Source organism: Prosthecobacter sp., from assembly GCF_049294395.1.
Classification (GTDB): Bacteria; Verrucomicrobiota; Verrucomicrobiia; order Verrucomicrobiales; family Verrucomicrobiaceae; genus Prosthecobacter.
The window spans coordinates 1-11,573 of record NZ_JBAQCR010000336.1 but is presented as its reverse complement, the minus strand read 5'-3'; the positions used below and the strand labels follow the sequence as shown (position 1 = coordinate 11,573).

Genomic DNA, 11,573 nt, shown 5'->3' with positions numbered 1-11,573 from the left:
CTACAGCATCGCAGGTGGTGGTTTTAACATCAGCAAATCAGGTGCCGGCACCCTCAATCTCAAAGGCACAATTACTGACGCGTTAAACCTGACCGTCAGCGGCGGCACGACCAACCTCTCGGGCAGTTACACCCGCACGACCTATTTGAACAACGGAGGATTAACCGTGAACGGTGGAACCTTCAATGTCACCGGAACGCTGGGGGCATCAGCGGCCAATCCCCTGGGCCAGACGGCCTTCTCAGGCAACAGCATCACCAACTTCTCAGGCACTGAGTACCTTTCCGGCACAGGCTCCACCTTCCGGATCGGCGAAGGCACCAGCGCCACTGTCAATGTCACCGGCGGCACTCTCACACTGGGCACGGCTTCCTCCGGGCTCGTGCTGGGTCGTGGCGCAAACACTGCCGGGGGATTTCTCAACATCTCCGGCGGCACCGTCAGCGTGGCGGGTCCGGCGGTGGCCATCCGGCTCGGCGCAGGCTACTCCAATGGAGAGCTTGGGGGTGCCAGCATTCTCACCCTTTCCGGCACCGGCCTGCTCGACACCAGCACCACCACCGGCACGATTCTCCTCGGCTCCAACACCGCAGGAAACACGACTGGCACGGGCACCCTCACTCTGGATGGTGGGACCCTGGCAACCCTCCGCACCATCACTGCCGGCACGGTGGGGGCTTCCACTGTCAATTTCAACGGCGGCACCATCAAAGCGAATGGCGCGATCACCAGCCTGCTGGACACTGCCTTGACCACCGTCAATGTGCGCAACGGCGGTGTGGTCATCGACAACAACGGCTTCGCCATCGGCATCGCGCGGGCGCTGAACCACTCCAGCATCAACGGAGACAATGCCACGGACGGCGGCCTCACCAAAAACGGTCTCGGCATCCTGACGCTCTCCGGCACCGCCGCCAACACCTACACAGGCGTGACCCTGATCAACGCCGGTGAGCTGGATCTTTCCAAAACCGCCGGCGTCAATGCCATCGCAGGCGCCATCACCCTCGGCAACGGCACCACTGCGGCCATTCTGAAACTCATCAACAGCGACCAGATCGCCGACACCAGCCTCATCACGCTCTATGGCAGCGGTGCCAGCGCAGGCATCCTCCGCCTAAACAACAAGAATGAAACCGTCGGCGGCCTCATCAGCACAGGCGGTGCTGGCATCGTGGAAAACGAATCCGGTGCCACGGGCACAGCCACGCTCACGGTCAATGTAGACTCCGGCGCACAGACCTTCAGCGGCATCTTGCGAAATGGAGACGGCACAGGCACGGATGGCACTCTCGCTCTCATCAAGTCGGGCATTGGCACCCTGACCCTCAGCGGTACAAACACCTACACCGGCACGACAACGCTCAACGCGGGCGGCCTGACTCTCACCGGTGCCAGCACCTACGCAGGCGCTACGACGATCAACTCAGGCGCAACACTTCTCATCAATGCCGCCAACTCATTCACGGGTGGCATTACCATCACCTCAGGCGGCACGCTCCAGTTTGGCATCACCAATGCCGTCTCCTCCACCTCAGCCATTCTCCTCTCCGGAGCCGGGGGCGGCAGTTCGGCGCTGCTCTCTCTGAGTGGCTATAACTGGACCTCGGGAGCCATCACGTTTTACGATGCCACTTCGGGCGCTACCAGCCAGGGCACCATCAACATCGGCAGCGGAGTGCTCACACTCGGCAGCACAGTGACGGTGAGTGCCACCAACAATCCTCTGGGAGCACTGATCACGGGTGGCACGCTTGATCTGGGCGCAGCCACACGAACCTTCGCCATCAATGACAGCCTCAATGCCGCGCACGATCTCACCATCTCTTCCGCCATCACCTCGGTGAGCGGTGCCATCGGCATCATCAAAACAGGCATGGGCAATCTGCTGCTGAGCGGCAGCGTCAACATTGCGGGCAACATCACCATCTCCAATGGCGTGCTCGAGATCACGAACACCTTGACCAACGGCACGGCTCTCACGACCGTAGGTTCAGCTTCCGCACCGGGGATGCTGTTTCTGGGCACTGGGGCGGATTACTCCACCAAGAACCTGAGCATTGGCGCCAGCGCAGGTTATCAAGGTGCGGTCGTCGTCCGCGGCGGTGCACTGACGCTCACGACCACCGACTCTCAGGCGGGGATCGGCCTCGGGGGCACGGGCTATGGCGGCCTGTTTTTGTCCTCGGGCACCATCAATACCAAGCGCGTGGACTCGCTGGATGGCACCACCACCGCCTCCATTGCCGTGCTGCAGGTCAGCGGCGGCACGCTCAACACGTCCAACTACATCATGTTCCGCAACGAGCGATGGGAGTTCACCGTCACGGGAGGCCAGGTGCTCCGGACTGGAGACGCCATCGCGCTGGGATTCCGCAGCGGCGGCAGCGCAGCCACGGCCACCACCACGGCGCAGGGCGCCATGACCATAGCGGGCGGCGTGGTGAACAATTCCATTTACAACATCACCTTCGGCCAGCAGAACAACAACACAGCGCTCGGCACTGCCTACCTCAACCTCAATGCAGGCACGCTGATAAACAACCAGATCGTCCACTACAACAACACCGGCGCCGCCATCAATTCCTACGTCAATTTCAATGGCGGAACTTTGCAGGCTTCCGCCAACACCCCCGCATTCATATCCGTCAGCGGCACAGGCGGCACAGGAACTTTGACCGCCTACGTCAATGGCGCTTTCGGCACCTACAATGGCGGCGCGGTGATCAACACGAACGGCTTCAACGTCACGGCCCCCATCGCCTTGAACGCCCCCACCGGGAATGGGGTCGCCAGCATCGCAGTCTCCGATGGCGGCAGCGGCTATTACGGAGCCCCGTATGTGGAGATCAGCGGCGGCGGTGGCTCAGGTGCGACGGCCTTCGCCACAGTGGATCTCGATCCCACCAGCCCCACCTATGGCAAACTGCTGAGCATCACCATCAGCAATCCCGGCGTCGGCTACACTTCCACTCCCACCGTATCATTGCTCGGAGGCGGCGGCAGCGGAGCTGTGGTGGGCACGATCACCACCGCAGTCAACACCTCAGGCGGCCTGACCAAAAATGGTCTCGGCACGCTCACGCTTTCAGGTGCAGTTGCCAACACCTTCACCGGCAGCACCAGCATCAATGCCGGTGAGCTGGACCTCTCGAAAACTGCGGGCGTCAATGCAATCGCGGGCAACATCACCGTCGGCGACGGCACCACCGGGGCGGTGCTGAAGCTCATCAACAGCGACCAGATCGCCGACACCAGCATCCTCACATTCAATGGCAGCGGCACGACCGCAGGCATCTTCCGCCTCAACAACAAAAACGAAACCGTCGGCGGCCTGAGCAGCACAGGCGGCGCGGGCATTGTGGAAAACGAATCTGGCAGTGCAGCCACCAGCACACTCATCGCGAATGTCGCCTCCGGCACACAAACCTACAGCGGCACACTGCGCAATGGTGATGGCACAGGAACTGACGGCACTCTTGCTCTCACTAAAACCGGTGCTGGCACACAGATCTTCTCCGGTGCCAACACCTACACGGGAGCAACGACCGTCAGCGCTGGTGTCCTGCAAATCGGCAGCAATGGCACAGGCACCACCGGCACAGGAGCAGTCACCGTACAAAGTACCGGCACCCTGACTGGCACCGGCGTGATCCAAGGTTCCAGTTTCACTGCCAGCAGCAGCGCCATCGTTCAGGCAGGAGACGGCACGGCTCAAAGCAACTACGGCACGCTCACCTTCCAGCCAGTGTCCGGTTCCGGCAGCATCGATTTCCAATCAGGCAGTACGATCATCCTCGGCATCCATCCCGGAAGCACTTCCGACAGGCTGAACATCGTGGGCACCGGCACGAATACTCTGCTGTTCAACGGCAACCTCACCGTGACAGCAGATGCATTCACTCCCACCGCTCCGGAAGTTTTCAACCTGCTCGACTGGTCCGGACTGTCCTCATCACCCACCTTTGCCAGCCGCTTCACCTTCACCGGCTATCTGACCGGCGATGGCGATGAAGCCAGCGGTCTCGATCTCCCGGACATTTCTGGTTCGGGTTACTTTTGGGACATCAGTGGTTTCAAAACCAACGGCACCATTGCCGTTGTCATGATCGTGCCGGAACCCTCACGCCTGCTCCTCCTGGGACTGGCCATGGGAATCACTCTTTTCAGACGCAGGCGCTGAATACAAATCAGCCGGGCTGTGCAGCCCGGCTGATGAGAAGTTCCAGAATGAAGTATTCTATTTACGCCTTGGGTGTCTCGGCGGTGCTTTCAGGCAGTTTGGGAGCTTTGATGTAGTCGGCGGGAAGATCGCCCTTCAAAGACTTGAGGAAGGTGACGATGGAGGTGGTTTCTTCATCAGTGAGAGTCTTGCCCAGCTGGTGTTCGGCCATCTTCTGGACCATCTGCTCAAGCGTTTTAACGGAACCGTCATGCAGGTAGGGATAGGTCTCGGTGATGTTGCGCAGGCTGGGAACTTTAAAGAAGCCCTTCTCGCCATCGTTCTTGGTGATGTCGGCACGGCCATTGTCCTTGAGATCAGGCCAGGCCTTCACAAGGCCAAGCTTCTGATACATCATGCCGCCGACACCCACGCCATTGTGGCAGGTGACGCAGCCGGTTTTAGCAAAGGTGGCAAAACCCTTTTTCTCCTCGGCGGTCAGGGCATCCTTGTTGCCTTTGAGAAAGGCGTCCCACTTGGAAGGCGTGAGCAGCTTGCGCTCAAACGCGCCCACGGCCTTGCCGAAGTTGTTGTAGTTCACCGGATCAGCCTCGCCGGGGAAGGCAGCCTTGAAGGCATCCACATACCCGGGCATGCTCTTGAGCACCTTGATGACGAAGGCCTCATCGGGAGCACCCATTTCCACGGGATTGAGCACCGGGCCTTTGGCCTGCTCCTCCACACTCGGCGCACGGCCATCCCAGAACTGGGCGACGTGCAGCGCGGCATTGTACACCGAAGGCGAGCTACGGCCACCCAGCTTGCCTTCATGCCCCGGGGAGAATGGCAGGTTGTCGTTGCCGTATTTGTCGAGCACGTGGCAGGAGTTGCAGGACATCTTCCCGCCTTTGGAAATGCGGGTTTCAAAGTAGAGCTGGCGCCCCAGATTGATCTTCGCTTCCGTCAGTTCATTCGTCGGGGACGCGACCTCGGCAGGCAGCGGCATGAACATCGGCAGAAAGGCTTCGGACAGATCTGCCTGCGCGAAAGCGGAAGTGGTGCTCAAGCCGACAATAAGAGCGAAAATGCGAGCGGTGGGGTTCATAGGATGTTGGATTAAAACAGCGATTCCGATACGTGGCGTGGAAGGCGCGGGTTTCAAGTGATTGCACTGAGACGATTTCTCAACACCCACCACAGCTTCAAATTGACGAAATCCCCGGCAGGCGGCTAGGCTGCACAAATGTTCTCAAAATCTTTTCTCCTGCTGTTCGCAGCAGCAAGTGTGGCACTCGGCCAGCAACCCGTAGGTGATGGCAAGACGGACGATACGGCGGCGATTCAACACCTCTTTGACACCGTGGGCAGTGTCAAGCTTCCCAAAGGCACCTACCTGCTGACGCAAACCGTGAAGATCGATCTGAAAAAAACCGGCTTCGCGGCGCTCACCGGAGACGGCACCGTGCGGTTGATCATGGCAGGCGACGGGCCAGCGCTGCATTTCGTGGGCACGCATGAAGGCTCGGCGGCACCAGATTCATTCAAGCCGGATGTTTGGGAAAGCCAGCGCACGCCCATGGTGGAAGGCATCGAAATCGTCGGAGCAGATGCCGAGGCTGATGGCATCGAGGCAACGGGCACAATGCAGATCACGCTCAGCCGCGTCGTCATTCGTGAATGTCGGCACGCCGTGCATCTCTCCACCCGCAACCGCAACGTGTTGATCTCAGCCTGTCACTTCTACCACAACACCGGCATCGGCGTGTTTTACGACAATGTGAACCTGCATCAGTCCAACATTGTGGGCAGCCATATCAGTTACAACGGCGGCGGCGGTGTCGTTTCCGTGGGGGGCAACGTTCGCAATCTGCACATCGGCACATGCGACATCGAGGGCAATCACGCCAAGGATGGACCGCCCAGCGCCAATGTGATGCTCGACTCACGCGGCGGTTCCATCGGCGAGGTCGCCATCACCGGCTGCACCCTGCAGCACACGCACAAGTCACCGGATTCAGCCAACATCCGCATCATCGGTTCCGGCACGGATCCATCCCTCCTGCGCCGCGCAGGTCGCGAGCACACCCGCGAAGGCAATGTGACCATCACCGCCAATGTGTTCAGCGATGTGCAGGTCAATGTGGAGATCCAGCACTCACGGGGTGTGACGATCACCGGCAACACGTTCTGGGAAGGCTTCCAGCACGATCTTGTCATAACGGACAGCGACAACATCGTCGTCACCGGAAACAACTTTGACCGCAATCCCCGCTACCTCGTGAACGGCAATGACAACGCGGAGAAAAACGGCGTCGTCTTCCAGCGCTGCACCGACAGCATCTTTAATAACAACGTCATCAGCGGCGTCTGGAAGCAACGTGCCGCAGTGGACATCAAATCCTGCAACCGGTTTCAAATCTCCCACAACAGCATTCTGGATTCAGATGGCACGGGACTCCGCCTGGAGCAGGTGACCAACAGCATGGTCGCCGGAAACATCATCCGCGATGACCGTGAAGGAGAAAAGCGCAGCAAGGAGCCCTCTCTCAGCATTGTCGGCGGCAAAGACAACGTGATTGAGCAGAATGTGCTCGGAAACAAATAACGTGGACATCGAGGCATGACCACCTCATCCGCCACATGGCTGCTGGCCCGTACCCACGGGCGCATGTTGCGGCACAAGCTGCGCTTTGGCATGCGCGAAAACCGCCTTCTCAGCGTGACCGTTGGCGCGTTCCTCGGGCTGTACAGCCTCGCAGCCTACCTCCTGGTGGGCCGCGGGCTGGATTTCATGATGAAGCTGCCCCTCATCGGCCCGCTGCTCACGGAGCGGCTGGTGTTTTTGCTCTTCTTTTTCTTCTTCGTGATGCTGGTCATCTCCAATGCCACCATCACCGGCATGAGCCTTTTCCGGCGCAAGGACATGGAATGGCAGATTGCTCTGCCCCTGCCCCCTCGCAGCCTGGTGCTGTGGAAGACTCTGGAAGGCATGCTGCTGGCAAGCTGGGGACTGCTGCTGCTCACCACCCCCATCCTGCTGGCTCTGGCCCAAACCTACAAGGCAGATGCCAAATTCATGCTGGTGGTGCTGCCTGCCGTGCTGGCTCTGGTGACCATCGCAGCCAATGTTTCCACCTGGCTGCTAATTGCCCTTGTGCTCTGGGCCAAACGTTGGATGTGGAAGCCCTTGCTCGCAGTCGTCGTTCTGCTGCTGATCCGAACCCTGCCCATCTGGCATTCCAGCGTGGAGTCCTTAAACTCCGGAGACCTCAGCGCGAGCTTGAACCAGATCCTGCGGCACACGGAGATCTGCATGCATCCGCTTTTGCCCAGCTCATGGGTGGCGGAAACAATTCAAGCCGCCGGACGCGGCACCTTCGAGCGCACCATGTTCTTCAACCTTGTTCTTCTGGCCAATGCCTTGATGAGCATTCTGATCACCACGCGCATCGCCAGCGCCTTCTATTATCCGGCTTGGAATCGCATCATGAGTGCGGCGCCCGGAGTCGTCGGTAAAGCCAAAGCCCCCCAGGCACGTGCCAGGCGTGGACGCCTGAGCCATTGGCTGCGCCGTATTCTGGCGCTTGACCGCGCCTCCTATGCGCTGCTGGTGAAGGAAGTCCGCACATTCCTGCGCGAACCCGTGCAGTGGGGGCAGTCGTCGATCATTTTTGGTCTGCTCCTGATCTATTCCATGAACCTGCGCAAGCTGGGCTACGACCTGCAGAGTCCGTTTTGGATCACCATCGTGAGTCATTTAAACTTGCTGGTCTGCTGCCTCGCACTGTCCACACTCACAACCCGTTTCATCTACCCGCAATTCAGCCTGGAGGGGCAGCGTCTGTGGATTTTGGGGCTCTCGCCCCTGCCGCTGCATCGTGTGCTGGCCTTGAAACTCCGCCTCAGCGCCAGCGTGCTGGCCCTTGTCATGGTGACGCTGGTCGTGGTCTCGGGAATCTCGCTCGGCCTGTCAGGGCAGCGCATTCTCTTTTTCAGCGCTTCGATTTTGATGCTGAGCTACGGACTGACCTCGCTGGCGCTTTCCCTCGGCGCCTTGGTGCCCAATTTTCGGGAGTCCAATCCCGCGCGCATCGTCTCCGGCTTTGGCGGCACGGTCTGCTTGATCGCCAGTTTTGTATACATCGTTGGCGGAATGGTCCTGCTGCTGATCCCTTCCTGGCAGAATCTCAGGCAGGATGCCTTGGCCATGGTGGGCTCCAACGGCAAAATCGAACTGGCTGCGCTGGCTGGACTGGCTGTGTTAACCGTGGCTTTTGGAGGCATTCCCTATTTTTTTGCCAAAAGACAGACGAAAAATCTGGAATACTTAAGACATCTGTAGTATTTGGATACTGGAAATAATTTCCAGTACTCCCATGATCACCCGCAAAGCACCCGCTCTCGCCACTGCCAACGGCTACAACGAGGATAATCTCCTCGTTTTTGAAGATGCTCCCGAATTCATGGACGGCCACGCTGTTGCCTCATCCCTTGAGAATGTCGATTCCAAAGTGAAGGCCGCTCAGGAGCAGTTGCAGGAGCTCCGGCGCCAGCAGGAAGAGATCGAACGCCAGAAGCAGCACCTCGAAGCCTTGCGCATCAAGCAAGAACGCTTCGTCGCCGGAAAGCGTGATCTCGTCGAGAAAATCACCCGGTCTGCCAGCTTGGTCGAACGTGAACTCTACGACGCCCAGAAGCGTGTCGAGGATCTTGCCGCCATTCATGACGAATTCCGCCGTCATCAGGAAATTTTGAAATCCCTCCAGCCGGAAAAATGGCATCGCTCCCAGGTGAGCGAAGAACTCGACGGCGCCCTGGCCGCCATTGACGATGCCGAAGGCGACTACGCCAAAGGCATCCGCCGTCTGCACGCCATGGGCCCGCAAGAAGGCGTGTCCGCAGGTGGACCGATCAATCTCGACGACGCCAACGCAACTGTAATGCCCGCTTTCGGCTCTCACGCCGATGACCTGAAGACTTGGATGCGCCGCGGCTTTGCCTTCACCCTCCCTCTCATGGGCACGGTGATCGTCGCCATCGTCCTCATTCGTCTGATGTTCTGATTTAGCGAACCCCTCACCTCTCATCCTTATGGCTCTGTTTTCTGGCAATCGCAAAGTCCGGTCACGTCGTCCAAAGCCCGTGCAGGCATTGAAGGAAGAGGCTTCGCCCCAGCGCAAATCGCGCAGTCTGACCAAGCGCTCGGATGAACTGAACAGTCAGATTCACCGCTTGGAATGCTTCATCACCGCAGCTCCACGCATTGAGCGCCAGCGCCGCCTGGCAAACGTGAACATGGTACCGCCCATGGAGCTGGCATCCCCTGCCCCACGTCATCGCCGCGTCCCCATCGCCAGACAGCGCGCACGCCGCAGCGAGCGCTTGCGCATGCTCACCGAAGGCATGCTTGTCCTCGGTTCCATCGCCGCCGTTGTTGGATGGCTGAATCAATGGTTCCATTTCTGGAACTGAGGCTGCGTCCAATTCAAATGGCGCTGGTTGAAGGTGGCTTCACGTGACGTGAAGCGGCTCGCCGTTGATGCGGAATACTCTTCAATTCCGTCCCCTTACACGCGCATGGGCCATCGCCCTGACGCTAAAATGTGCGCGCGCAACGAAATCCAGTTGCCGCCACAAGGCAGTCAAAACATCAACCCCAAAATGTTATGCCTGCGACAGAAACCAAAGGCAGCTGGAATATCCTGAAGGGCAAGCTCAAGCAAAAATGGGCCAATCTGACAGATGATGACCTCCAGTTTGCAGAAGGAAAGTCAGACGAACTCATTGGCCACATCCAGAAGCGCACCTGAGAATCTCAGGAAGCGATCAAACGCTACATGAAGGAAAACTGCGACTGCGATTGCCGCTAACCACCTCATCGGACCGGCATGAGACACGGTCCCATGCCCGCTCCTGGCACAATTCTCGAAACATGCGCCGAAGGTGACGTGAAGCCGAAGGCTGGGCCCAAGCCCATTTTGGATACACGCGATCAAGGGAATCCCAACGAAGAAGAGATGTTATGAAATCACATCCAATTCTGGAAACTATTGCTGTCTTCATATCACTGGCAGCCTGCGCCTGCATCTCAATCGACGATCATGAAGAAAGGCCCAAAACGGCCACCGTCACGAAAGAGACGGTGAGGTTCTATCCGCTGACAGATCCCAGCGTGACCATGACAAAAACAACAGCCATCAGCTCACGCTAATGGCTTTGCTTTTCGTGGGTCACCACTGTCGGTGACGCATCACATTGCTTGTGATCTCAGATCATGCCTTGCCCCAGCGCTTCAGAAGCGTGGAAGCCATGTCAGCTGGTGAGTCGGACACGGCAATGCCGCACTCCGCGAGAATCTTCTTCTTGGCAGCAGCAGTGTCGTCAGCGCCACCGATGATGGCACCGGCGTGGCCCATGCGGCGTCCGGGAGGTGCTGTGGCTCCTGCAATGAAGGCGGCGATCGGCTTCTTGCAGTTGTCCTTGGCCCAGAGACCCGCTTCGACTTCGGCATTGCCACCGATTTCGCCGATCATGATGATGGCTTCGGTCTCAGGATCATCATTGAACATCTTGAGCACGTCGAGGTGGTTGGTGCCGTTCACCGGATCACCACCAATGCCCACGCAGGTGCTCTGGCCATATCCACGCGTCGTGAGCTGCCACACGGCTTCATAAGTGAGCGTGCCGGAACGGCTGACGACACCGACATTGCCACGCTTGTGGATGTACCCTGGGGCGATGCCGATACGGCAGCCACCATGCGATTTGTCGCCGAAGCCTGGAGTCACAAGACCGGGGCAGTTCGGGCCGATGAGGCGCGTCTTGCTGCCTTTCATGGCAGCCTTGACCCTGATCATGTCATTGACCGGAATGCCTTCGGTGATGGCCACCACGAGATCCAGCCCGGCATCCACGCCTTCGAGGATCGCATCTGCTGCGAATGGAGGCGGCACAAAGATCACACTCACAGTCGCGCCGGTTTCACGGGCGGCTTCAGCCACGGTGTCAAACACCGGCACCTTCTTGCCACTGTGCTCAAAAACTTGACCTCCCTTTCCTGGTGTCACGCCAGCCACCAGCTGGGTGCCGTAGTCGATGGACGCCTTCGCATGGCGCGAGCCGAAATCTCCGGTGATACCTTGAACAAGAATGCGGGTGTCAGTTTCAACGAGAATGGCCATCGGGATGAATTCGGTAAAAGTTTGGGGGGTGCGTGAAAGCGTCGCATCATAGAAGTGTGCTTCGCTGCGTCAAGGCGGCGGCGGAATATTCTCAAAGCAAGCGCCAGAGTTTCGGCAAAAAGACCACCAATCCCACTCCCAGTGCCGCAAGCGCCGCCACCAGTACCGCTGCGGCTGCCGCATCTTTTGCCAGACGGATGGGTTCCTCACGCTCCTTGCTCACGCGGTCC

9 protein-coding genes are annotated in these 11,573 nt (G+C 58.9%); 6 read left to right on the top strand and 3 right to left on the bottom strand.

Annotation, left to right across the window (positions count from 1 at the left end):
- Nucleotides 1-4,183, top strand: a 4,183-nt coding sequence (locus WAW39_RS22205) for an autotransporter-associated beta strand repeat-containing protein (protein ID WP_422321349.1), incomplete at its 5' end; no start/stop codon positions are given.
- A gap of 61 nt (nt 4,184-4,244) precedes the next feature.
- Here the strand turns inward: WAW39_RS22205 and WAW39_RS22200 are convergent.
- Nucleotides 4,245-5,267: a cytochrome-c peroxidase gene (locus WAW39_RS22200; RefSeq protein WP_422321348.1), complete on the bottom strand. Its 1,023-nt coding sequence runs from the start codon at nt 5,265-5,267 to the stop codon at nt 4,245-4,247.
- A 138-nt stretch (nt 5,268-5,405) separates the two neighbouring features.
- On the opposite strand from WAW39_RS22200, the gene WAW39_RS22195 reads away from it, so the two are divergent.
- The 5 genes from WAW39_RS22195 to WAW39_RS22175 all read left to right on the top strand — a co-directional run bounded on the left by WAW39_RS22195 (nt 5,406) and on the right by WAW39_RS22175 (nt 9,972).
- Nucleotides 5,406-6,767, top strand: coding sequence for a right-handed parallel beta-helix repeat-containing protein (locus tag WAW39_RS22195; protein ID WP_422321347.1), 1,362 nt, complete (start codon nt 5,406-5,408; stop codon nt 6,765-6,767).
- A gap of 15 nt (nt 6,768-6,782) precedes the next feature.
- A complete protein-coding gene (locus WAW39_RS22190; RefSeq protein ID WP_422321346.1) occupies nt 6,783-8,504 on the top strand; it encodes a putative ABC transporter permease subunit in 1,722 nt (573 codons plus the stop codon).
- A 34-nt stretch (nt 8,505-8,538) separates the two neighbouring features.
- Nucleotides 8,539-9,225 (top strand): hypothetical protein, encoded by a 687-nt coding sequence (locus tag WAW39_RS22185; protein WP_422321345.1) that lies wholly within the window; start codon nt 8,539-8,541, stop codon nt 9,223-9,225.
- Nucleotides 9,226-9,253: 28 nt separating this feature from the next.
- On the top strand, nt 9,254-9,634 hold the full coding sequence (locus tag WAW39_RS22180; protein ID WP_422321344.1) for a hypothetical protein: 381 nt from the start codon (nt 9,254-9,256) through the stop codon (nt 9,632-9,634).
- A gap of 194 nt (nt 9,635-9,828) precedes the next feature.
- A complete protein-coding gene (locus WAW39_RS22175; protein ID WP_422321343.1) occupies nt 9,829-9,972 on the top strand; it encodes a CsbD family protein in 144 nt (47 codons plus the stop codon).
- 462 nt (nt 9,973-10,434) lie between these two features.
- On the opposite strand, the gene sucD is transcribed toward WAW39_RS22175, so the two are convergent.
- Nucleotides 10,435-11,343, bottom strand: coding sequence for a succinate--CoA ligase subunit alpha (sucD, locus tag WAW39_RS22170; RefSeq protein WP_422321342.1), 909 nt, complete (start codon nt 11,341-11,343; stop codon nt 10,435-10,437).
- A 91-nt stretch (nt 11,344-11,434) separates the two neighbouring features.
- The gene (locus WAW39_RS22165) at nt 11,435-11,566 is read right to left on the bottom strand and encodes a diacylglycerol kinase (protein WP_422321350.1); all 132 of its coding nucleotides are present in this window, start codon (nt 11,564-11,566) and stop codon (nt 11,435-11,437) included.
- Nucleotides 11,567-11,573 lie beyond the last annotated feature (7 nt).

Excerpts from the sequence above, each read along its gene's own strand:
- WAW39_RS22200 (WP_422321348.1), bottom strand. The coding sequence starts at position 5,267 with ATGAACCCCACCGCTCGCATTTTCGCTCTTATTGTCGGCTTGAGCACC.
- WAW39_RS22195 (WP_422321347.1), top strand. The coding sequence starts at position 5,406 with ATGTTCTCAAAATCTTTTCTCCTGCTGTTCGCAGCAGCAAGTGTGGCA.
- WAW39_RS22190 (WP_422321346.1), top strand. The coding sequence starts at position 6,783 with ATGACCACCTCATCCGCCACATGGCTGCTGGCCCGTACCCACGGGCGC.
- WAW39_RS22185 (WP_422321345.1), top strand. The coding sequence starts at position 8,539 with ATGATCACCCGCAAAGCACCCGCTCTCGCCACTGCCAACGGCTACAAC.
- WAW39_RS22180 (WP_422321344.1), top strand. The coding sequence starts at position 9,254 with ATGGCTCTGTTTTCTGGCAATCGCAAAGTCCGGTCACGTCGTCCAAAG.
- WAW39_RS22175 (WP_422321343.1), top strand. The coding sequence starts at position 9,829 with ATGCCTGCGACAGAAACCAAAGGCAGCTGGAATATCCTGAAGGGCAAG.
- sucD (WP_422321342.1), bottom strand. The coding sequence starts at position 11,343 with ATGGCCATTCTCGTTGAAACTGACACCCGCATTCTTGTTCAAGGTATC.